Below are 23,797 nucleotides of genomic sequence, written 5' to 3'. Positions count from 1 at the left end.
GGTCGGATGACGACACGTCAGTTCACCTCGGCGAGATGACCCGAGTCGACGCTCCCAGGGGACGGATGACGACACCTTGGGTCACCTCGGCGAGATCACGCGAGTCGTCGCTGCAGGGTCGGATGACGACAGTTCGGGTCACCTCGGCGAAATGACGCGAGTCGACGCTCCCAGGGGTCGGATGACGACAGTTCGCGTCACCTCGGCGAGATCACGCGAGTCGTCGCTCCACGGGACGGAAGACGACACTTCGCGTCACCTCGGCGAAATGACGCGAGTCGTCGCTGCGTGGGACGGATGACGACACTTCGCGTCACCTCGGCGAGATGCGGCGGCGCGGCCGCGACATCCGGGCCGCGGCGCGCTCGGATGCGACGCCCGATGGGTGGCCGGCACGAGGCGGCGGGAGGGACCCTGCGAGGGCAGGTGGACCGGCATCCGGGCGGGCATGACGCCGCGGCATCCGGCCCCCCTTGCAATGTCCGGCGGACAGTGCGTAGCATCGCGGCCGTTGACTGACAACGATGTCACGACAGACTCGTGACGCGCGCGATGAAGGGCGAAACAGACGATGACGACGAAATCACGATGGCGCACCGCCGCGGCCGCGGTCGCGGTCGCCGCGCTGGCGGCGGGCATACTCGGAGCCATGCCCGCCAACGCGGAGGAGACCGGGGCGCCGACCCTCGCCTCGCCGGCTGAGGAGCAGTACCGCCCCTACCTGCACTTCTCTCCCGAGCGGAACTGGATGAACGATCCGAACGGCATGGTGTACGAGAACGGCACCTGGCACCTGTTCTTCCAGCACAACCCGCACGGCACGCGCTGGGGCAACATGAGCTGGGGCCACGCCACGAGCACCGACCTCGTGCACTGGGAGGAGCAGCCCCTCGCCATCCCGCAGACGTTCGACGCGAACGGCGTGGCGATCGAGGACATCTTCTCGGGCTCCGTCGTGGTCGACGAGCAGAACACGAGCGGCCTCGGCACCGCCGAGAACCCGCCGATGGTCGCGATCTACACGAGCGCGTACACGCCGGCGCACCCGACGCACGCGGGGATCCAGGCCCAGTCGCTGGCGTACAGCCTCGACCACGGGCAGACCTGGACGAAGTACGAGGGCAACCCCGTCTACGACCGCGGCTCGGCGAACTTCCGCGACCCGAAGGTCTTCCGCCACACCGACCCCGACACGGGCGAGTCGTACTGGGTCATGGTCGCCGTCGAGGCGCTGCAGTACAAGGTCGTGCTCTCCCGCAGCGACGACCTGAAGACCTGGACCCACCTCAGCGACTTCGGCCCGGCCAACGCCACGGGCGGCATCTGGGAGTGCCCTGACCTGTTCCCGCTCGCGGTCGACGGCGACCCGGCGAACACCAAGTGGGTGCTGGTCGTGAACCTCAACCCCGGCTCCGTCGCCGGTGGCTCGGGTGGCCAGTACTTCGTCGGCGAGTTCGACGGCACGACCTTCACGTCGGAGAGCACGGTCGGTTCGGAGACGCTCCCCGAGGGTGAGGTCTTCGCCGGCTTCAACGGCGGCGACTACGAGGGGTGGACCGTGGCGAACGAGCCGGGCAACTGGGCGAACGGGCCGTGGACGGATGCGCCCGCTTCGGGCACCCTCGAGGGCCAGAACGCGGTGAGCGGATTCGTCGGCGCCGGCCTCGTGAACGGATTCGCCGACCACGACTGGCCGGTCGGCTCGATGGAGTCGCCGACGTTCACCATCGAACGCGACCACGTGAACCTCCTCGTCGGCGGCGGCAACCACCCGCACGTCGACGGCACGCAGCTCGGCAACGAGCCGCCCGCCGGGCGCCTCCTCTTCGACGGCTTCGAGTTCGCCGACGGCACCACCCTCGCCGACACCGGCTGGCAGGTCACGGGCGACTTCGCGACCGAGCCCTGGCGCAACCCGTCGACGGCGGGCGGCGACTATTACCTGGGCCAGAAGCGGCTCAACACCTGGGAGGGCGGCCCGAAGGGCGACGACAACCTCGGCGACCTCACCTCGCCGAGCTTCACGATCGCACCGGGCGAGGACCACCTGTCGTTCCTGCTCGGCGGCGGGAAGCGATTCAACGGCACCCTCGAGGTGCGGCTGCTCGTCGACGGGGAGGTCGTGCGCACGGCCACCGGGCCCGAGGCCGGCCAGCTCAACTGGCAGTCGTGGGACGTCTCCGAGTTCGCGGGCCGTGCGGCGCAGTTCCAGGTGCACGACGATGCGACCGGCGGGTGGGGTCACCTGACCGTCGACCACGTGGTGCTCGGCGCCGCCCCGGCGCAGCCGCGGAGCGAGGAGACCTCCGTCAGCCTCGTCGTCGACGGCGCGGTCGTGCGCACCGCCACCGGCCGCAACAGCGAGACCCTCGACTGGGTGAGCTGGGACGTGTCGGAGTACGCCGGCCGCGAGGCATCCGTGCGCATCATCGACAACAACCGCTTCGGCTGGGGCCACATCCTCGTCGACGAGGTGATGTTCGCGGATGCCGCGGCCGCGCCCCGCATCGAGGGGTACGACTGGCTCGACTGGGGCCGCGACTACTACGCCACCGTGTCGTTCAACGGCGCACCCGACGGCCGCCGCGTGATGCTCGGCTGGATGAACAACTGGGACTACGCCAACGACATCCCGACGGGCTCGTGGCGCAGCGCGATGGCGCTCCCCCGCGAGGTCGAGCTGGTCTCCACCCCGAAGGGGCCGCGGCTCGCGCAGTCGGTCGTGGCCGAGTTCGCGCAGCTCGAGCAGGACGAGCGGGTGTACACGGATGCCGCGCGGCCGATCGCGTCCGGTTCCGAGACGCTGCCCGTGGCCGGTGACGTGCTGCGCATCGACGCGGTGATCGCGCCGGGCGAGGCCGACGCCGTCGGGCTCAGCGTGCTGGCGGACGGCGAGTCCGCGACCCGCATCGGGTACGACGCGGCATCCGGTCGCCTGTTCGTGGACCGGCGGGACTCGGGGAGCACGGGCTTCCACCCGGCGTTCGCGTCGCTCGACGACGCCCCCGTCGCGCTGGCCGACGGTCGCCTCGCGATCACGGCGTACGTCGACCGGAGCTCGGTGGAGGTCTTCACCGCAGACGGGCGGACGACGATCACCGACCAGGTGTTCCCGAACGCCGGCGCCGACGCGATCGGCCTCTGGGCCGACGGCGAGGGCGCGACGCTCGAGTCGTTGACGGTGACGCCCATGCACGGCGCGATGTGGAAGGAGGCCGGCGTCGACGGGGCGACCGCCGCTCCGCCCGTGGCGGAGGTCACGGCACTGACCGGCCCCAAGCGAGGGCCCGACGCCGACGGCGACTTCCTCGTGAAGGTGAAGGTGGGCCGGGGCGAGCCGACCACGGTCGTGCGGCTCGTCGAGCACGGGTCGGTGATCGCGCGCACGTACCGGTCGGCCACTGGCGAGCGCGTGGTCGAGTTCGCGATCACGGATGCCTCGCCCGGCGAGCATCGCTACACGGTCGAGCTCGAGAACTCGGCCGGCATCACCGACGGGGGCGGCCTCGTCGTGCGGGTCGCCGGCTGAGACCGGCGGGTGGGATGCGGCGCTGCTGACCGCCGCATCCCGCCCGCCGTGGTTCCGGGCGCATATCCCCCGTGCGGGTGCTGGACGGGCGCGGGGAAGCCGCCCACAATTGCTCCATGGGGCGGCGGCGATCTCTCTCCCCGGCGACGTCGACGGCGTCGCCATGATCGACAGCGCCGCCGGGCTCCCGATCCGCACGCCCGACCAGCGGCTCCGGATCTTCGTCAGCTCGACCCTCAAGGAGCTCGAGCCCGAGCGACGCGCCGCACGCGCCGCGATCGAGCGGCTGCACCTCGCGCCCGTCATGTTCGAGCTGGGCGCCCGGCCGCATCCGCCGCAGGAGCTCTACCGCGCCTACCTCGAGCAGAGCGACGTCTTCGTCGGGATCTACTGGGAGCACTACGGCTGGATCGCGCCGGGCGACGAGATCTCCGGCCTCGAGGACGAGTACCGGCTCGCCCCGCGCGACATGCCGAAGCTCATCTACCTGAAGCAGCCCGCTGAGCGCGAGGAACGCCTCGGCGACCTGCTGACTCGGATCCGCGACGACGACACCGCGTCGTACACGCCCTTCTCGAGCACCGAGGAGCTGGCGGAGCTGATCGAGGCGGACCTCGCCATCCTGCTCGCCGAGCGGTTCGACGCCTCCCGCCGGCAGTCGGCGCCCTCCGTCGCGGAGAGCGTCGCGGAGATCCCGGGAGCCACGGATCACATCCCCGTGCCCTACACCGAGGCGGTCGGCCGGGAGCAGGAGGTCGCCACGCTGCTCGACTGGCTCGGCGACGACGCGCAGCGGCTCGTCACGCTCGTGGGGCCGGGCGGGATCGGCAAGAGCCGGCTCGCCATCGAGGTCGCGAGGAGCGCCGGGGCGCCGTTCGACCGGGTGACGTTCGTGATGCTCGAGCACGTGCACGATCCCGGCGACGTGCTCCCCGAGATCGCGCGGGAGCTCGGCGTGCGCGACACGGGCGACCGTCCGCTCAGCGCGCAGCTGGGCGTCGCCCGTTCGGGCCGACGCGACCTCATCGTGCTCGACAGCTTCGAGCAGGTGCTCCCGGCCGCCGCCGACGTGATGTCGCTGCTCAACGACCTGCCCGACGCGACCTTCCTCGTGACGAGTCGGGCCCGCCTGCGCGTGCGGGGGGAGCGCGTCTTCGACGTCGAGCCGCTCACCATTCCACCCGACCCGTCACGGGCCTCCGTCGCGGCGATCTCCGAGGCGCCGGCGGTGCAGCTCTTCCTGGCGCGCGCACGCGCCGCGGATCCGCGCTTCGACCTGACGGACGAGAACATCGAGGGCGTCGCACGCATCTGCCGGGCGCTCGAGGGCGTGCCGCTCGCGATCGAACTGGCCGCGGCACGCATCCGCGCGCTCACGCCCACCGCGATGCTGGGCCGGCTCGATCGGATGCTCCCGCTGCTCGTGACCGCGGCGCGCGACATCCCCGAGCGCCAGCGCACCATCCAGGCTACCGTCGAGTGGAGCATCGACCTGCTCAGCGCCGATGCGCGGGCACTGTTCGTCCGCCTCGGCGTGTTCGCCGGGGACTTCAGCCTCGATGCCGTCGAAGCGGTCACGGCGCGCGCGCCGTGGGCGACGGACCTGCTCGAGAACCTCCTCGAGCTCGTCGACGGCAGCCTCGTACGCCAGCACGACGACGAGGGCGTCCCGCTCTTCTCGATGCTCGTGCCGGTCCGCGAGATCGCGGCCGCGCGCTTCGCGCTCGAGCCGGATGCCGCCGCCGTCCGCCGCGCGCACGGCGAGCACTACCTGCGACTCGCCGCCGAGATCGAGCCCCTCCTGCAGGGACGCACGCAGGCCGGCGCCCTCGCACGGCTCGAGGCCGAACGCGACAACCTGCGTGCCGCGTACCGCCACCTGATCACCATCGGGGCGGTCGACGGCGTGGCCCGTGCGGTCTGGCGCCTCTTCCTCTACTGGTGGATCCGCAGCCAGCTCGCCGAGGCCAAGGCGTGGATGGAGGACATCCTCGACGCCGGCGTGCCGATGCGCGACCACACCCGGGCGATCGCGCTCGGGCTGCGGGCGTGGGTCTCCCTGTCGCAGCCCGGCAACGAGGTCGACCTTGGCCCCATCGAGTGGAGCCTTGCACTGTTCCATGCCGTGGGCGACCGACTGGGCGAGGCCGGGGCGCTCACGACGCTGAGCATCGCGTGCACGGCGACCTCGCCGCCCGACCTCGAACGCGCCGAGGGATTGCAGCGCCGGGCGCTCGAGCTCGTCACCATCGAGGAGCAGCCGACCTTCGAGGGGCTCTTCCGCGTCGCGCTGGGCAGCCTCGCCCTGATGCAGGGCGATGCCGACCGTGCCGTCGAGGTCTTCGAGGGCGTCCTCGAGGATGCCCGCCGGCAGGGCGACGTGTTCCTCGAGAGCCTCACGCTCGCGAACTCCGGCTGGGCCCGGCTGGCTCGTGGCGAGGCGCGTCCCGACCTGTTCGCCCGGCACCTCGAGCTCTCGCTCCAGCTCGGCAACGACGACGGCATCGGCTTCGCGCTCGAGGGACTGGCCGCCTGCGCGGCCGCCGCCGGCGACGTCGAGCGCGCCGGCGTCCTGCTCGGCGCGGGCGAGACCGTCCGCCTCCGGACCGGTCTCGTGGACCAGCGTTCCAACGTCACGTACCGGCCGTTCGTCGAGCGGATCCTCGCATCGGACGGCGCACGCGAGTTCGAGGCGGCTCGGGGGCGCGGTCGACGGATGTCCCGTCGCGTCGCGCTCGACCTCGTGCTCGACTCGGCGGAGCCGATGGCGTCATGAGCGCCGAGGCCCGCGCCGCGCCGATCCGCACGCCCGACCAGCGCCTGCGCATCTTCGTCAGCTCCACCCTGAAGGAACTCGAGCCCGAGCGCCGCGCCGCCCGCGCCGCGATCGAACGACTGCGGCTCGCCCCGGTGATGTTCGAGCTCGGCGCCCGGCCGCATCCGCCGCGACAGCTGTATCGCGCGTACCTCCAGCAGAGCGACGTGTTCGTCGGCATCTACTGGCAGGAGTACGGCTGGATCGCCCCGAGCGAGGAGATCTCGGGACTCGAGGACGAGTATCGGCTCGCCCCGCGTGAGATGCCGAAGCTCATCTACGTGAAGCAGCCGGCCGAGCGCGAGGAGCGGCTCGCCGAGCTGATCGCGCGCGTGCGCAGCGACGACACGGCGTCGTACACGCCGTTCTCGACGGCGGACGAGTTGACCGAGCTGCTCACGGCCGACCTCGCCACGCTGCTCGCGGAACGGTTCGACGCGTCGCGCGCGGTGGTCTCGCCACCCGGCGTCGAGGCCATGCCGGCGGGGCGCATCCCGGCACCGTTCTCGGACGCCGTCGGCCGCGAGCGCGACCTCGCGACGCTCCTCGAGTGGCTCGGCCAAGACGCCCGACGACTCGTCACGCTCGTCGGCCCGGGCGGGATCGGCAAGAGCCGCCTCGCGATCGAGGTCGCCCGCAACGCCGGCGGACGCTTCGACCGGGTGACGTTCGTGTCCCTGGCGCAGGTGCGCGATCCCGACGAAGTGCTCGGCGCGATCGCGCGCGAGCTCGGGGTCCGCGACACGGGGGACGCCCCGCTGAGCGAACAGCTGGGCGTGGCACGCGCCGGCCGACGAGACCTCATCGTGCTCGACAACTTCGAGCAGGTCGTCGACGCCGCCCCCGACGTCGTCTCGCTCCTCACCGACCTGCCCGGCGCGACCTTCCTCGTGACCAGCCGCGTGCGGCTGCGGGTGCGCGGCGAACAGGTCTTCGACGTCGAGCCGCTCGGCCTGCCTCCGGAGCCCTCGCAGGCGTCGGTCCAGGCCATCCTCGAGGCGCCGGCCGTGCAGCTGTTCCGCGATCGCGCGCGGTCCGCCGACCCCAGGTTCGACGTGACCGACGACAACGCGGAGGACATCGCCCGCATCTGCCGGGCGCTCGAGGGCGTGCCGCTCGCCATCGAGCTCGCCGCCGCCCGCATCCGCGCCCTCACGCCCGCGGCGATGCTCGGGCGGCTCGACCGGGTGCTGCCGCTGCTCGTCACCGCGGCGAGGGACGTGCCCGAGCGCCAGCGGACGATCCGGGCGACGGTCGAGTGGAGCATCGACCTGCTGGGCTCCGACGCGCGCGCGCTCTTCGAGCGACTCGGGGTGTTCGCCGGCGGCTTCAGCCTCGATGCGGTCGAGGCCGTCACCGCGGGCGAGCCGTGGGCCGCCGACCTGCTCGGCATCATCCTCGAGCTCGTCGACGGGAGCCTCCTGCGGCAGCACGAGGAGCACGGCCTGCCGCTCTTCTCCATGCTGGTACCGGTGCGCGAGATCGCGGCCGCACGCTTCGAGCTCGACCCGGATGCCGAGGCGGTGCGCCGCGCGCACGCCGAGTACTACGTCGGCCTCGCCGCCGAGACCGAGCTGCTGCTCCGGGGTGCGACGCAGTCCGCCGCGCTCGACCGGCTCGAGGCGGAACGTGACGACCTGCGCGCCGGATGCCGTCACCTCATCGCGGTCGGCGAGGTCGACGTCGTCGCCGACGTGGTGTGGCGCCTGTTCCTCTACTGGTGGGTCCGCAGCCTGCTGCCGGAGGTGAAGGCGTGGATGGAGGCCGTGCTCGAATCGGGCCGGCAGCTCTCACCCCGTACGAGGGCGATCGCACTCGCGTTCTCGTCCTGGGTCGCGCTCTGGCAGCCCGATTCGGAGATCAGGACCGAGCGCATGGAGGAGGCGGTCGCGCTGTTCCGCGGGGTCGGCGACGAGTTCAGCGTCGGGTTGGCCCTCGCCATCGCATCGCTGTCGTACATGTCCGCCACGCCCGCCGACCTCGACCTGGCCGAGGAGCGGCAGCGCTCGGCGCTCGCGCTGGACACGGTTCGACGCGATGCCACCTTCCATTCGCTGTTCGAGAGCGTGCTCGGTCGCATCCTGCACCTTCGTGGAGATGCCGCCGGAGCCGTCGCGTGCTACGAGCGCGCACGGGAGATCGCCGGACACGCGGGCGACGAGTTCGCCGAGCGCATCGCGCTCAACCAGATCGGCTGGTCGCGCATCGCGACCGGCGAGCCGCAACCCGAGCTGTTCCGGCGTGCACTGGAGCTCTCGCTGCGCCTGCGCAACGAGGACGGCGATGCCTACGCGCTCGAAGGATTGGCCGGCTCGGCCGCCGTGGTCGGCGACATCGAGCGGGCCGGCTTCCTCTTCGGCGCGGCCGAGGCGCTGCGCGCGCGCACGGGCCTCCACGAGCAACGCTCGTACAGCACGTATCAGCCGTTCGTCGACGCCATGCTCGCCACCGACCGTGCCGCCGAGTTCGAGGCGGCGCGCGTCGTCGGTCGCCGGATGCCGCGACGGGCCGTGCTGGAGATCGCGCTCGACCCCGAGACCGTGGCCGCCGCCACCGGGAGCCCGCGTCCGTCGGAGGTGCCATCGTGAGCGCGGACCCCCGGTCATGAACCGCCCGACCGGCCCAGCGCCGATCCGCACGCCCGACCAGCGCCTGCGGGTGTTCGTCAGCTCGACCCTGAAGGAGCTCGAACCCGAGCGACGTGCGGCTCGCGCCGCCATCGAGCAGCTGCGGCTCGCCCCCGTCATGTTCGAGCTCGGCGCGCGCCCGCATCCACCGCGCGAGCTCTACCGGGCCTACCTCGGCCAGAGCGACGTGTTCGTCGGGATCTACTGGCAGCAGTACGGGTGGATCGCGCCCGGTGAGGAGATCTCGGGGCTCGAGGACGAGTACCGGCTCGCCCCGCGCGAGATGCCGAAGCTCATCTACGTGAAGCAGCCGGCCGACCGCGAGGAACGCCTCGCCGAGCTCGTGTCCCGGATCCGCGACGACGGCACGGCGTCGTACACGCCGTTCTCGACGGCCGACGAGCTCGCCGAGCTCCTGGCGGCCGACCTGGCGACGCTCCTCGCCGAACGGTTCGACGCGTCGCGCGCTGGCCCCGCCGCCGCGGCTGAACCATCCCCGGCATCCGTCGCACCGACCGGGCGCATCCCGGCTCCCTATACCGAGGCGGTCGGCCGCGAGTTCGAGGTCACGGCGCTGCTCACGTGGCTGGGGGACGACGCGCAGCGCCTGGTCACCCTCGTCGGCCCCGGCGGGATCGGCAAGAGCCGCCTCGCGATCGAGGTGGCCCGCAACGCCGGCGCGCCCTTCGACCGCGTGACCTTCGTGTCGCTCGAGCACGTGCGCGAACCCGAGGACGTGCTCCCGGCGATCGCGCGCGAGCTCGGAGTGCGCGACGCGGGCGACCGGCCGCTCTCCGAGCAGCTGGGAGTGGCGAGGGCGGGGCGCCGCGACCTGATCGTGCTGGACAACTTCGAGCAGGTGCTGGATGCGGCGCCCGACATCGTGTCGCTCCTGACGGACCTGCCCGACGCGACCTTCCTCGTGACGAGTCGCGCGCGACTGCGCGTGCGCGGCGAGCAGGTGTTCGACGTCGAGCCGCTCGCCGTACCGCCGGATCCGGAGCAGGCGACCGTCGAGGCCATCCTGGAGTCGCCGGCCGTGCGGCTCTTCCGGGACCGCGCACGTGCGGCCGATCCCCGGTTCGACGTGACGCCCGACAACGCCGCCGACATCGCCCGTATCTGCCGCGCCCTCGAGGGCGTGCCGCTCGCGCTCGAGTTGGCGTCCGCCCGTATCCGCGCCCTCACCCCCGCCGCGATGCTCGCCCGGCTCGATCGCGTGCTCCCCCTGCTCGTGACCTCGGCCCGCGACCTGCCCGAACGCCAGCGCACGATCCAGGCGACCGTCGAGTGGAGCATCGACCTGCTCGGGGCGGACGCGCAGGCGATGTTCGTGCGCCTCGGCGTCTTCGCCGGGGACTTCAGCCTGGATGCGGTGGAGGCGGTCACCTCGGGTGAGCCGTGGGCGTCGGACATCCTCGGCACGCTCCTCGAGCTCATCGACGGGAGCCTGCTCCGGCAGCATGGCGACGCCGACGTGCCCCTGTTCTCGATGCTCGTTCCCGTGCGCGAGATCGCAGCGGCCCGCTTCGACCTCGATCCGGATGTCGCGGGCGTGCGCCGCGCGCACGCGAACCACTATCTCCGGCTCGCGCTCGAGACCGAGCCCCTCCTGCGCGGCGCGACGCAGGTGTCGGCGCTCGAGCGACTCGAGGCGGAGCGGGACAACCTGCGGGCCGCCTTCCGCCACCTGTTCACGATCGACGAGGTGGACGCGGTCGCCGATGCCGTCTGGCGGCTGCTGCTGTACTGGTGGATCCGCAGCTACCTTCCCGAGGCGAAGACCTGGACCGAGGAGGTGCTCGACATCGGCGTGCCCATCTCGACGCGCACTCGCGCGATCGCCCTCGCGTTCCCGTCGTGGGTCTCGCTCTGGCAGACGGATGCCGAGATCAGCACCGAGGACCTCGAGCGCAGCGTCGAGCTCTTCCGCGAGACGGGCGACGAGTTCAGCGAGGGCCTCGCGCTCACGGTGCTCTCGCTCGCGTATATGTCGGTGGACCCGCCCGACCTGGTGGTGGCCGAGCAGCGGCAGCGGGCCGCCCTCGAGCTGGCGGACGTGCAGCGCGACGCGACCTTCCACTCGCTCTTCACCGGCGCGCTCGGGCGCCTCAGGGCGCTGCTCGGCGACCCGGCCGAGGGTGCCGCGCTCCTCGAGGCAGCACGCGCGGAGGCGGCGAGCGCGGGCGACATCTTCGCCGAGAGCGTCGCACTCACGCAGATCGGGTGGGCTCGGCTGGCGGTCGGCGCCCCTGATCCCGCTCCGTTCCTGCGCAACCTCGACCTCGCGCTCCGACTCGGCAACGACGTCGGGGTGGCGTTCGCGCTCGAGGGACTCGGGGCGAGCGCCGCCTCCTCGGGCGACCTGGAACGCGGCGGTGAGCTCCTCGGCGCGGCGGAGAACCTGCGCACCCGCACGGGGCTCTGGGACCAGCGCGCGTACATCACGTACCAGCCGTACGTGGACGCGGTGCTCGCCGGCGAGGGGTCGGCGGAGTTCGAGGCCGCCCGCGCACGAGGACGGCGGATGCCACGGAGTGCCGTGCTCGCGATCGCGCTCGGCCCGGAGGTCGCGCAGCCCTCCGCGAGCGGCTCTCCCGTGACGTAGCGGCATCCCCCATCCGGGTGCTGGACTGCCGCGACGGCCGCGCGGACAATGGGCAGCATGGGGCGTCGGCACGGATGCACCCAGGGGTTGAAGGCGCCGCCACCATGACCGGCGCCTCGGGGTCGCGCGTCATCCGCACGCCGGACCAGCGACTGCGGGTGTTCGTGAGCTCCACCCTCAAGGAGCTCCAACCCGAGCGGATCGCCGCACGCGCCGCGATCGAGCGACTGCATCTCGCTCCCGTCATGTTCGAGCTCGGCGCGCGGCCCCACCCACCGCGCGAGCTGTACCGCGCCTACCTCGAGCAGAGCGACGTCTTCCTCGGGGTCTACTGGCAGGAGTACGGCTGGATCGCGCCCGACGAGGAGATCTCGGGACTCGAGGACGAGTACTGCCTCGCGCCGCGCGAGATGCCGAAGCTCGTCTACGTCAAGCAGCCCGCCGAGCGCGATGCACGACTGGCCGGGCTCGTCGCCCGGATCCGCGACGACGACACGACCTCGTACAAGTCCTTCTCGACGGCGGAGGAGCTCGGGGAGCTCGTCGAATCGGACCTCGCGATCCTGCTCGCCGAGCGGTTCGACGCGTCGCGCTCCCCGGCCTCGACGGCCGAGGCGAGTGCGACGATCGCGACGACCGACGCGGGTCACGCGGACGACGCCGCCGAGCACCTCCCGGTGCCGCCCGACGAGCTGCTCGGCCGGGAGGCCGACCTCGGGACGCTGCTCGACTGGCTCGGCGGCGACGATCCCAGGCGACTGGTGACGCTCGTGGGTCCGGGCGGGATCGGCAAGACGCGGCTCGCGATCGAGGCCGCGCGGCTCGCCCGCGACCGGTTCGACCGGGTGACGTTCGTGGAGCTCGAGCACGTGCGCGACGCCGGCGGCGTGCTGCCGGCCGTCGCGCGGGCGCTCGGCGTGCGTGACGACGGCAGCGTGCCGACGCTGGAGCGTCTCGCAGTGGCGCGCGGCGGGCGTCGGGACCTCCTCGTGCTCGACAACTTCGAGCAGGTCATCGCGGCCGCCCCCGAGGTCGCGGCGCTGGTCATCGAACTCCCCGACGCGACCGTCGTCGTGACGAGCCGCGCCAGGCTCCGGGTGCACGGCGAGCAGGTCTTCGACGTGGAGCCGCTGCGCCTCCCACTGGATCCCGACGCCGTGTCGCTGGCCGAGGTCGCCGACGCACCGGCGGTGCGGCTGTTCCTCGAACGCGCGCACGCCGCCGACGCGAGGTTCGACCTCACCGTGGAGAACGCGGAGGACGTGGCCCGCATCTGCCGGGCGCTCGACGGCGTGCCGCTCGCGATCGAGCTCGCGGCGGCGTGCATCCGCGTGCTCACGCCGACCGCGATCCTCGCGAAGCTCGACCGCGTGCTCTCCATCCTCCGGACGTCGGATCGCGACATGCCCGAGCGCCAGCGCACCATCCGCGCGACCGTGGAGTGGAGCATCGACCTGCTCGGGCCGTTCGCGCGCGCGTTGTTCATGCGGCTGGGCGTCTTCGTCGGCGACTTCAGCCTCGGTGCCGTCGAGGCGGTGGCCGGCGGCGAGGTGTGGGCCGTCGACCTGCCCGGCACGCTGCTGGAGCTCGTCGACGGCAGCCTGCTGCGCCAGCACGATGTCGGAGGCGAGCCGTTCTTCTCGATGCTCGTCCCGGTCCGGGAGCTCGCCACCATGCGATTCGCCGAGGATGCGGATGCCGACGCGGTCCGGCGCGCGCATGCCGCCTACTACGTGCGCCTCGCCGAGGAGATCGAACCGCTGCTGCGGGGGTCCACGCAGCAGGCTGCCGTGGAGCGGGTCGAGGCGGAGGGCCACGACGTCCGTGCGGCGTTCCGTCACCTCATCGCCCTCGGCGAGGTCGACACCGTCGCGGATGCGGCGTGGCGGATGCTCCTGTACTGGTGGATCAGGAACCTCCTGCCCACGGCCAAGTCCTGGACGGACCGCATCCTCGAGTCCGGCGTGCCGCTCGCGGATCGCACTCGCGCGATCGCGATCACGTTCTCGTCCTGGGTCGCCCTCGTGCACCCCGGCACCGAGATCGATCGGGCGCCGCTCATCGAGGCCGCCGCGCTCTTCCACGCCGCCGGCGACCGATTCGGCGAGGGCGCCGCACTGACCGTGCAGGGCATCGCCTGCGCGACGGCCTCGACGCCGGACCTCGACCATGCCGAGGAGCTCCAGCGCCGGGCGTTCGAACTCGTGACGTGGCAGGACGACGCGACCTTCAACTCCCTGTTCCGCGGCCAGCTCGGCGCCATCGAGCTCCGGCGCGGTCGCACGCGCGAGGCGCTCGAGATCTTCGACACGGTCATCGACGACGCGGTCCGCATCGGCGACCACTTCGTCGAGATGATCGAGCTCACGAACTCCGGCTGGGCGCGGCTCGCGCTCGGCGACCCGCGCCCCGAGCTGTTCGCGCGACACCTCGAGCTCACGGTGCAGCTCGGCAACGAGGAGGGGGTGGGGCATGCGCTCGAGGGGCTCGCCGCCTGCGCGATCGCGATCGGCGACATCGAGCGCGCCGGGGTGCTCTTCGGCGCCGTCGACACGGCACGGACGCGCACGGGTCACATCGACCAGCGCACCTACCCCACGTCGGGGTCACTGGTCGAGCAGGTCCTCGCCTCCGAGCGCGCCGCGGAGTTCGAGGCGGGCCGGGAGCGCGGTCGCACGATGTCGCGGCGCGCCGCGCTGCGATTCGCGCTCGGCCACTCCGCCACGAGGGCGGCGGCGCCCGCCTGACCTGGCGGCCGGCGGCCGACGGCCGCGGCCGCGGCCGTTCCGGCGTCATCGGCGACCCGCCGGCAGGTGGGCGAGCGGATGCCCCGGGGCCGACCGCCCCGGGGCATCCGTCGTTCGATCGCCTACTGCAGCTTGCCGCCGGAGTTGACGTCGAGGCCCGCCGGGATGTCGGCCCAGCCGCCGAGCCCGCCGTCGCCGTACGAGTAGTCCACGCTGGTCGTGTCGCCGTGGATGTCCATCTTCACGGTCGGAGCGAGGGTTCCGCCGCGCACGAAGTCGTCGTGCGTGCCGATCGTGTCGATGAAGGACTGCACGAGGCCGCCGGGCATCACGTAGTGCGAGTACGCCTGGAAGTGGCCGGGGTGCTGGTTGAAGTCCGGTGCGAACGGCTGGCCGCCGGCGAAGTTGAGGTTCGTCGGATTGCCCAGCGCCAGGCCCGAGCCGCCGTTCAGCGGCTGGAAGTCGCTGCGGATGCCGTCGCCCACGAAGCCGTAGACGCCCTCGGGCCCGTCGAGGCCCGCTGCGAACGTGCTGCGGTGGCTGATCGTGAAGAGGTAGGACTTGCCGTCCTTGAACACGAACTGCGGGCGCTCGGTCTGGTCGGTGACGCAGTTGGCCGAGAGGATCGGCGGCAGGAACTCCCACTCGGTCAGCTCGTCGTTCTTCGCCTTCGCGAGGCCGATGTTGCCGATCTGGTAGGGCGCGCCCGAGGCGTTGACCTGCTCGACCGTCTCGGCGTAGGGGTCGCCCTCGCGATAGCCGAGGTCCTCGGCGTCGCAGGTCGCCGACTCGCGCGGCATGGCCGAGTTGCCCTCGAAGACCATGTAGGTCTCACCGGGGTGTGCCGGATCCTCGAACGTGAACGGGTCGCGGAAGTTGAAGAACTGGTTCTGCTCGCCGGTCTGGTAGTACGTGCCGTCGGCCTGGAGGAGGTCGGTGACCGTGTCGAAGCCGGTGAGCTTCACGCCGTTCTTGTTGGCGTGGACCTTGCCGACGCTCAGCGCGATGCGCGGGTCGTAGGGCTTGATGTTCGAGCCGTCCGGATTGCGGTAGAACGCGACATCCGTGAAGAACAGCTTGATCTCGCCGCCCTTGAAGATGCGCGCCGAGCCGGACCACTGGGTCTGGTGGCTGTACGACTGGTCCTCGAAGATCTGACCGGTCACGCCCTCGTCGAAGACGAGGCCGCCGTAGGTCCAGCCGCCGTTCTCGGGCCGCTCGTCGGCCGGGATCCCGGCCGGGCGGAAGAAGTAGCCGATCTTCGCGTAGTGGTGGCGCTCGTCGAAGCCGAGGCTGCGGTCGGCGACCAGGGAGAAGATGACCTCCTGCCCGTTGACGCTGTACTGGTTGCCGTCCTCATCGGTCAGGGGCCACGTGTCCCAGACCCAGACCTCGCCGTTCGACATGTCGGGGAAGTCCTGCGGCACCGTCGGCATGGTGAGCGCCGCCGGCATCGAGTTCTCGCGGGACGGCGCCTCCGCATCGGAGATGCGCTGCAGCTGCCGAGCGTCGGCACGGGTCCACTTCGCGGTGAAGTCGTCCTCCGGTGCGTACGCCTCCTGCGTGTGCACCGTGGGCTCTGGACCGGGCTGCAGGTCGTCGGGCGCGGCGACGGCTCCCGCCGTGCCGGTGAGGAGCGTCGCGACCAGCGCGCCGACCGTGGCCGTTGCTCCGATGAGCGGGCGCCTGATGCGCCGAGTGGATGTTGACATGTTCGTCGCCTTTCGATGGTGATCGAACCGACTGCGACCGCGTCGCGCGGCAGGCGCCGCTCGCGTGGCCGGATGCAGCCGGCATCCGACGGACGTGCGTCCGTCGAGGGGGACGGGCCTCGCGACGAGGCCGCCCGGTGGGCCCGCCGCAGCGGGTGCGGCGAGGGAGGGTCGGATGCCGCGGCCGGACGTGGTCACGTCCTGCGGCGTCCGTCCGGACTCGGCCCGGCTCCGTTCGGCGTCAGCCGACCGGTCGGGACTCCCGGGGCGCCATGGCGCCCGTGACGAGCTCGACGGGCGGGCGGATGCCGCCGCCGACGCCAGGGTGCGTGCGCGGTGCACGGCCTGGCATGTTCATCTGATGTCGCTTCCGTTCGCTGGTGGATCGGCCCGAGCGGTACGCGGGTCGGATCTCGAGAACGTGGCGTTGTACTCCCCCGGCACAGGAACCTATGCGCCGACTGACAACGTTGTCAAGTCGATTCGGCGAACGCGTGGCTCAGTGCGTACGCATGCAAATTCGCAGATCAGCGGGCTGCTGCGGATGGTCGCGGTTTCATGCCCCGAGGTCGGGCTGACGAAATTTGCAAATCGATTTGGAGCCGGTAGCGTGGCCGACGATTCCTCGAGTGGCGCTTGCGCTCCTCCCACAGAACCGCTGCGACGGCGCACCTCCGGAGACGGACCCCGCGCAGGCGGGGCGACGTGACCGGCGGTGCGCGAACCACACGACGGAGGATCATGAACCGAACACCTCGACCCGGCGCGCCGCCCGGCGCGACGCCCGACGCGTCCGTGCGCCGTCGGCGAGCCATCGGCTGGGCGGTCGCCGCACTGACGGCGACGATCATGCTCATCACGGGTGCCCTGATCGCCATCGGCGCCGGCGGCGACTCCGGTTCGCCCGAGCCCGTGCCGGAGGCATCCGCTGACCCGGAGCCGCGCTACACACGGCCGGCCGACTGGAGTCCCTACCGGCCGGCCGTGCACCTCACGCCCGCCGAGCGGTGGATGAACGACCCGCAGCGCCCGTTCTGGCTCGACGGCGCGTGGCACTACTACTACCTCTACAACGCCGACTACCCCGACGGGAACGGCACCGAGTGGTACCACGCGACCTCGACGGACCTCGTGCACTGGCGCGAGGAGGGCGTCGCCATCGAGAAGTACGCGAACGGCCTCGGGGACATCGAGACGGGCAGCGCCGTCGTCGACACCGAGGACACCGCCGGCTTCGGCCGCGGCGCCGTCATCGCGATCCTCACGCAGCAGGACGAGGGCGTGCAGCGCCAGTCGCTCTTCGTCTCCACCGACGGCGGCTTCCGCTTCGAGCCGTTCGACGGCAATCCCGTGATGGACAACCCGGGCGCGCAGCACTGGCGCGACCCGAAGATCGTCTGGGACGACGCCCGCCGCGAGTGGCTCATGGTGCTCGCCGAGGGCCACAAGCTCGGCTTCTACACGTCGCCCGACCTGAAGGACTGGACGTACCGCTCGGGATTCGAGCGCGACGACCTCGGCGTCCTCGAGTGCCCCGACCTGTTCCGGATGTCGGCCGACGGCGACCCGGCGAAGACCACCTGGGTGCTCGCGGCCGGCGTGAACGGCAGCGAGCACGGCATGACCACCGGCACCGCCTACTGGACCGGCGACTGGAACGGCGAGTCCTTCACCGCCGCCGACCCCGAGCCGTCCTGGCTCGACCGCGGCGCCGATTTCTACGCGACCGTCACCTGGGACGACCCCCGCCTGCCCGAGTCGGAGCGACTCGCCGCGCGGTACGCGATCGGCTGGCTCAACAACTGGGCGTACGCCGGCGATCTGCCCACCGGCGACTGGCATGGGGGTGCCGACTCGGTCGTGCGCGAGCTCGTGCTCCGGACCGTCGACGGCCGGCCGGCGCTCGTCTCCACGCCGGTCGAGGCGCTCGACTCGCTCGAGGGCGAGGCCGAGACGGTCGACGGTGAGCGGGTGACGGATGCCGCGGCCACGCCGCTCCCCCAGCCCGACTCCGACGCCTACCGCCTTCGTGTCGCGGTCGCACCCGACCCCGAGGACCCCGCATCCGAGGTGCGCTTCCGGGTCAAGGTCGGCGATGGCGCCTTCGCCACGGTCGGCGTCGACTTCGCCGCGGGGGTCGCATTCGTCGCCCGGGACGCGGACGTCGCGGCGGCGACCATGCCCGACGCCTACCGCACCGTGCGCACGGCGTCGGCGCCGGCGCGCGACGGGGTCGTGACGCTCGACGTGATCGTCGACGCCTCGTCGGTGGAGGTCTTCGTGAACGGCGGCGAATCCGTGCTCTCGAGCGTCGTCTTCGGCGCGCCGGGCGCGAACGGCCTCGCGGTCGAGTCGGTCGGCGGCACCACCGAGCTGCGCTCCCTGCGGCTGGCGCCCCTCGCGGTCGCCCCGGTCGAGCGCCTGCACGACCGCGCCGCGGGCTGACGCCTGAGCGCGGGCCGGGCGGGTGACGGCGGCCGGGCGGGCTCACGGCGGCCGGGCGGGCTCAGCGGGGCGGGGCCACCGAGGCGCGCTCCACGAGCTCGCAGGCGAGCAGCACGGTGCCCGCGACATCCGTCGACGTGCCCTCGATGCGGTCGAGCAGCGTCGTCATGCCCCACCGGCCCATCGCGCGATGCGGCAGCGCGATGGTCGTGAGCCCGGGCTCGAGGCCGTCGGCCACGATCTCGAGGTCGTCGACGCCGATGACCGAGCAGTCGGCCGGCACCTCGAGGCCGAGGGTGGATGCCGCCTGGTAGACACCCATGGCCATCTGGTCGTTGAAGCCGAACACGGCAGTGGGACGCTCGCCGGGCGGCGCCTCGAGGAGCCGGCGCCCGGCGGCCCGCCCGCCCCGCGCGTCGGAGCTTCCACGCTCGACGCGGCTCCCCGCGGCGGCGAGACCGGCGTCGGCGAGCGCCGCCCGGAAGCCCGCCTCCCGACCTCGGGTCGCCGGGGCGTCATCCGTCGTCGAGGCCATCGCGATGCGCCGGTGGCCGGCGGCGACGAGGCGGCCGACCGCCGTCGCCGCGATGCCGTGCTCGTCGGGGGCCACGGCCGGCACGAGCCAGCCACCGGCCGGCACGCCGTCGACGAGCACGACCGGCGTGGCCCCGAGCGCCTCGGGCTGCGCCACCTCCTGATGGGACATCCGTGCGATCAGCACCCCGTCGACGCGATGGTCGAGGAGCGAGCGGAGCTGCTGCGCCTCGAGGCCGGGGTCGCCCTCGGTGTCGACCACCATCAGCACGACGCCGCGGTCCCGGGCCGCGTCCTGCGCGCCCTGCACGATGCGGCCGGCGAAGGGGGTCGTGGCGATGCGATCGCTCACGAGTCCGACGACGCCCGTGCGCTGCAGCCGCAGCCCGCTCGCGACCCGGTTCGGCGTGTAGCCGAGGAGTTCCGCCGCTCGGATGACGCGCTCCCGGGTCTCGGCGCGCACCGCCCGGGTGCCGCTCAGCGCGTGCGAGACGGTGGTCGGCGAGACGCCGGCGGTCGCCGCGACGGCGCGGATGCTCGGACGAGGTGCCGCCGCGGCATCCGCTCGCCCCCCGCCCGGTCTCGGCCCCATGCCCATCGAGCCTACGCGCGCCGCCTGGCGGCCGGGCGGTGACGAGACGACACCTGGACGACCTCTCGCTCCCCGGCGGGCGGTGGGCGTACGATCCAGCCATGACAGCGTCCACCGCGGTGCAGGCCACCGCCGATGCCCCTCCCCGACGCCGGCTCGCCGTGGAGTCCGAGGCCCTGCTCGCCGGGGCCGTCGCCGCCGGGGTCACCGGCCTCATCGCCCTGCTCCTCTTCGCCGGCGGCGTGTGGCCGCTCTGGGGTGGACTCTCCGTCGGCCTCGTCGCCGCGGTCGCCGTGCTGCTCGTGGGCCTCGGTGCGGGCGCCACCGGCTACTGGCGCTCCCGCAACCTGCCGGGGCAGGAGTGGCGCCACCGGCTGAAGCCGTGGAAGTTCTCGGTCGACGTCGGCACGGTCGCCGCCGTGCACGCGATCATCGGCTTCATCCTCACGATGGTCGTCTTCGTGATGCTGCAGCGCAGCTTCGAGGGACTCGTCGTCGACGTCTGGACGTCGATGGGCGCGGTCGCCGTCGCCTCCGGCCTCGCGGCGTACTGGATCTACCTCTCGGTGTCGTCGATCACCACGCCGAAGCTCGCGATGCTGCTGATCGTGTTCATGGCCTCGGCGACCCTCGCCAGCATGGCGACGGCCCAGGACCCGCAGTGGTGGGAGTACCACTTCAGCCAGCTCGGCACGGCCGACGACTTCTCGAGCTCGCTGTTCAACCTCGCGCTCATCATCGGGGGTGCGTTCGTCACGACGTTCGCGCTCTACGTCGACCGCGACCTCACGACGCTCGTGAAGCAGGGCGTGCTCGAGCGGCCCTCGGCGCCGCGCGTCGTCTCGGTCGTCTTCATCATCATGGGCGTGCTCCTCGCCGGTGTCGGCCTGGTCCCGGTGAACGTCAGCACGCCGATCCACAACCTCTGCGCGGTGGGCATGTCGATCTCGTTCCTCGCGCTGCTCATCGGGTCGCCGTGGATCCTGCGCGGCATGCCGCGGCGCTTCTTCGTGTTCTGCACGGGCGGCATCGTGCTGCTGCTGGCCTCAGCCGTGCTGTTCGAACCGCTCGGGTACTACAACCTCACGGCGTTCGAGCTGGCGGCGTTCTCGATCATCTTCGGCTGGATCTCGGTCTTCATCCGGTTCGTCAGCGCGCTGACGGTGCCGTCGACGGATGCCGCCGCCGGCGTCGCCGACGTCGCCCGCGCCGCCTGATCCGACCTCAGAGCGCCGGGCGCTCCATGCGGTTCGACACGACCGAGCCGGCGAGCACCCCCAGCGAGATCGCCACCATCGTCGAGAGGGTCGCGACGATCGAGTTGAGCCCGCTCGTGTCGCCGTGGAGGAGGTCGGTCATGCCCACGAGCCCGAGGGCGCCCGGCACGAGGAGCCAGAACGACGGCATGAAGCTCACGAGGGCGGCCGGGCCTCGCGGCTGCTGCGCGACCAGCGCGGTCACCGGCACCACGACGAGCGCACCGACGAACGCCGAGAGCACGCCGCCGAGGAACGCGGCGCCGATCACCTGGGCGGCGTAGGCCATGAAGAGGACGAGCAGCATCCACAGGATGGATCGCCGCGGCACGCACTGGTGCACGGCGATCCCCACGCCGAAGACGGCCACCGCGATCCACGGCGCAACGGGACCGAGCGCGTCGGGGTTCTCGGTGAAGTCGAAGTCGGGGACCCCGGCGATCGCCCCCGCGGTGACGATGCCGGCGGCCAGGAGCACCAGCTGCCAGCCGCCGGCCGCGAGGCGGCCGGCTCCCGAGATCATCTGACCGGTCGACAGCTCGAGGGCCGCGGTGGTGAGCAGCACGCCGGGCAGGAGCACGACGAGCGGCGCGATGAGCGCAGCCAGGATCCCCGGGCCGAACCCCGCCCGCAGCAGGAGGAACACGACGAGCGCGACGAGGAACGCCATCCCGACGGTGAGGAGCGCGCCGTAGCCGCTGGGCAGGCGCTCGCCCACGAGCAGCGCGGCGCCGACGACCACGCCGAGCCCCGCCGACAGCGCCACCCCGGTCCACGACGATCCGAGGAGCGCCGCGAGCGCGCCGCAGAGCACGACGTAGCCGACCACTCGCAGCATGGGGCCGTACGGCGGAGTCATCGCACGGATCTCACGGATGCGGCGGACCGTCGACTCGGGGTCGAGCACGCCCTTCCGGGCCGCGTCGACCGTGCGCTGCAGCTCGTCGACCTGCGCCAGCACGAGGCGCCGCTCGCCGCTCGTGATCGCGCCGGTGCGGTGCTGGCCCTCGCCGCGCGCGGAGACGAGCAGGGCCGTCGGGAACACCAGGACCTGGCTCGACGGCAGGCCGTTGACCCGGGCGATGTCCTCGAGGGCCCGCCGCACGGTCACGCCTGAGAATCCCGCGTCGATCATCGCGTCGCCGACGGACTCGGTCGCCGCGAGCGTGGCGGCCGAATCCGGCTCTCCCGTGCGGATCACCGGGGTCGACCCGGTGGTCACCGCGGATTCCGCGGTCGCGACAATGTCCCGCCGCCGGCTGTGCAGGGCCAGCAGGATCAGGACGCCGACGAGCAGCACGCCTCCTGCCACCAGCACCGAGATGTCGACCATCGCCCATCCCCTCAGAACGGCCAGACGAGCGGAACGTAGAGCACCGCGACGAGCAGGAACAACAGCAGCAGCGGAAGCCCGAGCTTCCAGTAGTCGCCGAACCGGTACCCGCCGGGCTCGAGCACCATCGTGTTGGCCGGCGTCGCGACCGGTGTGAGGAACGACGCGGCACCCGACACCGTGAGCGCCATCATGAACGGCAGCACCGAGACACCCAGGTCGGCCGCGACGACCACCGCGATCGGCGCCACGATGAGCACGGTGGCGGTGTTGGAGATGAGCTGGCCGAGCACCATCGTGAGCAGGCACATCGCCGCGAGCGCCAGGTACGGCGAGGCGTCGCCGATGACGTCGAGCAGCCCCGTCGCGATCACGTCGGCCGTGCCCGTGGTGATGAAGGCCGTCGACAGCGGGATCATGCCCGCCACGAGCACGACCGTCGTCCACGAGATGCTCCGGTAGGCCTGCGTCGGCGTGACCACACGGCTGAGCACCAGGGCGGATGCCGCGGCGAGCCCGGCGATCGCCGCCGGCACGAGTCCCGTCGCGAGCAGGAGCACCATCGCGGCGAGGATCACGATCGCCCGCTTCGCGCCCGCGCCGAGCGGCACGGCACGGCGCACCCGCGCCGGATCGTCGACGACGAGCACGTCGGGACCGGCCGTGTTCCGCTGCAGCTCGTCCCAGCCCCCGGTGAGGAGGAGCGTGTCGCCGGCCCGCAGCCGCGAGTCGGCGCCGACGAGGTTCTCACCACCGCGCTGCACGGCGAGCACGACGAGATCGCCGCTCGGCGTGACCATCCCCGGGAACAGGTGCAGGCCGATGAGCTCCGACCGCGGCGCCACCACCACCTCGGTGACCCCGCGGCGCACGCCGATGAGCTCGGTGCCCTCGGGCAGGGCGTACTGCTCGCGCAGGGTGCGCGCGTGCGCACTCACGTCCTGCGGCAGCGCGGTCGGTGCACGATCGGGCAGCAGCCGTCGCCCGAGCACGGCGATGACGAGCAGCGTGCCGACGACGAGCGGCACGCCCACCAGTCCGAACTCGAAGAAGCCGAACGGCCGCGCCCCCGCATCCGCCGCGGCCTCGCTGACGATGATGTTCACCGGGGTGCCGGTGAGCGCGAGGAGCGACCCCGCGTGGGCCGAGAAGGCGAGCGGCATGAGCATCTGCGAGGGCGGCAACCCGGCGCGCGTGGCGACGACCACCACGACCGGGATGAGCGCCGCGACCGCGCCGTTCACGCTGATGAGCGCCGTCACGCCCGCGACGAGGAGGCACACGACGAGCAGCAGCGGCGTGCGCCCGGTGCCCGCCCGGCCGATGACCTGCCGGCCCGCCCACGCCGTGACCCCGGTGGAGTCGAGCGCCTCGCTCACCACGAAGAGCGAGGCGATGAAGATCACCGTCGGGTCGCCGAACCCGGCGAGCGCCTGACCGAGGTCGAGGATGCCCGTGATCCACAACGCCACCGCGACGCCGATCGCGACGATGCCGAGCGGCACGCGATTCGACATGAACGCCACGATGGCCAGCGCGAGGATGACGAGCGTCGTCACCACGGGATCCATTCGCTCAGGCTAGTGGCGGATGCCGCCT

11 protein-coding genes are annotated in these 23,797 nt (G+C 72.4%); 7 read left to right on the top strand and 4 right to left on the bottom strand.

Going from position 1 to position 23,797, the window contains the following annotated elements; all coding sequences use genetic code 11:
• Nucleotides 1-571: 571 nt before the first annotated feature.
• The 5 genes from EV187_RS17855 to EV187_RS17835 all read left to right on the top strand — a co-directional run bounded on the left by EV187_RS17855 (nt 572) and on the right by EV187_RS17835 (nt 14,326).
• Entirely contained in the window at nt 572-3,529 is a 2,958-nt protein-coding gene (locus EV187_RS17855) for a GH32 C-terminal domain-containing protein (protein WP_423190905.1), read from the top strand.
• 163 nt (nt 3,530-3,692) lie between these two features.
• Entirely contained in the window at nt 3,693-6,305 is a 2,613-nt protein-coding gene (locus EV187_RS17850; protein WP_165391268.1) for a DUF4062 domain-containing protein, read from the top strand.
• Nucleotides 6,302-8,932, top strand: coding sequence for a DUF4062 domain-containing protein (locus EV187_RS17845; RefSeq protein ID WP_130354406.1), 2,631 nt, complete (start codon nt 6,302-6,304; stop codon nt 8,930-8,932). The genes EV187_RS17850 and EV187_RS17845 overlap by 4 nt, the downstream gene beginning before the upstream one ends.
• A gap of 16 nt (nt 8,933-8,948) precedes the next feature.
• A complete protein-coding gene (locus EV187_RS17840; RefSeq protein WP_165391267.1) occupies nt 8,949-11,579 on the top strand; it encodes an ATP-binding protein in 2,631 nt (876 codons plus the stop codon).
• Nucleotides 11,580-11,683: 104 nt separating this feature from the next.
• On the top strand, nt 11,684-14,326 hold the full coding sequence (locus EV187_RS17835) for a DUF4062 domain-containing protein (RefSeq protein WP_165391266.1): 2,643 nt from the start codon (nt 11,684-11,686) through the stop codon (nt 14,324-14,326).
• 122 nt (nt 14,327-14,448) lie between these two features.
• Here EV187_RS17835 and EV187_RS17830 read toward each other — a convergent pair whose 3' ends face one another.
• The gene (locus EV187_RS17830; protein WP_130354403.1) at nt 14,449-16,038 is read right to left on the bottom strand and encodes a glycoside hydrolase family 68 protein; all 1,590 of its coding nucleotides are present in this window, start codon (nt 16,036-16,038) and stop codon (nt 14,449-14,451) included.
• 741 nt (nt 16,039-16,779) lie between these two features.
• Between EV187_RS17830 and EV187_RS17825 the strand changes: the two genes are divergently transcribed.
• Nucleotides 16,780-18,483, top strand: a complete 1,704-nt coding sequence (locus tag EV187_RS17825) for a glycoside hydrolase family 32 protein (RefSeq protein ID WP_207221887.1) — start codon at nt 16,780-16,782, stop codon at nt 18,481-18,483.
• Between the two features lie 61 nt (nt 18,484-18,544).
• On the opposite strand, the gene EV187_RS17820 is transcribed toward EV187_RS17825, so the two are convergent.
• A complete protein-coding gene (locus EV187_RS17820) occupies nt 18,545-19,609 on the bottom strand; it encodes a LacI family DNA-binding transcriptional regulator (RefSeq protein ID WP_130354402.1) in 1,065 nt (354 codons plus the stop codon).
• A 101-nt stretch (nt 19,610-19,710) separates the two neighbouring features.
• Here EV187_RS17820 and EV187_RS17815 point away from each other — a divergent pair, with 101 nt between their 5' ends.
• A complete protein-coding gene (locus EV187_RS17815) occupies nt 19,711-20,826 on the top strand; it encodes a DUF998 domain-containing protein (RefSeq protein WP_130354401.1) in 1,116 nt (371 codons plus the stop codon).
• 7 nt (nt 20,827-20,833) lie between these two features.
• Here EV187_RS17815 and EV187_RS17810 read toward each other — a convergent pair whose 3' ends face one another.
• On the bottom strand, nt 20,834-22,198 hold the full coding sequence (locus tag EV187_RS17810) for a threonine/serine exporter family protein (RefSeq protein ID WP_130354400.1): 1,365 nt from the start codon (nt 22,196-22,198) through the stop codon (nt 20,834-20,836).
• Nucleotides 22,199-22,209: 11 nt separating this feature from the next.
• Entirely contained in the window at nt 22,210-23,769 is a 1,560-nt protein-coding gene (locus tag EV187_RS17805; RefSeq protein ID WP_130354399.1) for an SLC13 family permease, read from the bottom strand.
• Nucleotides 23,770-23,797 lie beyond the last annotated feature (28 nt).

The sequence above is a fragment of the Agromyces ramosus genome (assembly GCF_004216665.1).
In the GTDB taxonomy this organism is placed as follows: Bacteria; Actinomycetota; Actinomycetes; order Actinomycetales; family Microbacteriaceae; genus Agromyces; species Agromyces ramosus.
The sequence above is the reverse complement of the archived record's forward strand: the minus strand, read 5'-3'. Positions and strand labels throughout refer to the sequence as shown.

Bases quoted from the DNA above. Each gene is read 5' to 3' on its own strand.
- EV187_RS17855 (WP_423190905.1), top strand. From the start codon at position 572: ATGACGACGAAATCACGATGGCGCACCGCCGCGGCCGCGGTCGCGGTC.
- EV187_RS17850 (WP_165391268.1), top strand. From the start codon at position 3,693: ATGATCGACAGCGCCGCCGGGCTCCCGATCCGCACGCCCGACCAGCGG.
- EV187_RS17845 (WP_130354406.1), top strand. From the start codon at position 6,302: ATGAGCGCCGAGGCCCGCGCCGCGCCGATCCGCACGCCCGACCAGCGC.
- EV187_RS17840 (WP_165391267.1), top strand. From the start codon at position 8,949: ATGAACCGCCCGACCGGCCCAGCGCCGATCCGCACGCCCGACCAGCGC.
- EV187_RS17835 (WP_165391266.1), top strand. From the start codon at position 11,684: ATGACCGGCGCCTCGGGGTCGCGCGTCATCCGCACGCCGGACCAGCGA.
- EV187_RS17830 (WP_130354403.1), bottom strand. From the start codon at position 16,038: ATGTCAACATCCACTCGGCGCATCAGGCGCCCGCTCATCGGAGCAACG.
- EV187_RS17825 (WP_207221887.1), top strand. From the start codon at position 16,780: ATGAACCGAACACCTCGACCCGGCGCGCCGCCCGGCGCGACGCCCGAC.
- EV187_RS17820 (WP_130354402.1), bottom strand. From the start codon at position 19,609: ATGGGGCCGAGACCGGGCGGGGGGCGAGCGGATGCCGCGGCGGCACCT.
- EV187_RS17815 (WP_130354401.1), top strand. From the start codon at position 19,711: ATGACAGCGTCCACCGCGGTGCAGGCCACCGCCGATGCCCCTCCCCGA.
- EV187_RS17810 (WP_130354400.1), bottom strand. From the start codon at position 22,198: ATGGTCGACATCTCGGTGCTGGTGGCAGGAGGCGTGCTGCTCGTCGGC.
- EV187_RS17805 (WP_130354399.1), bottom strand. From the start codon at position 23,769: ATGGATCCCGTGGTGACGACGCTCGTCATCCTCGCGCTGGCCATCGTG.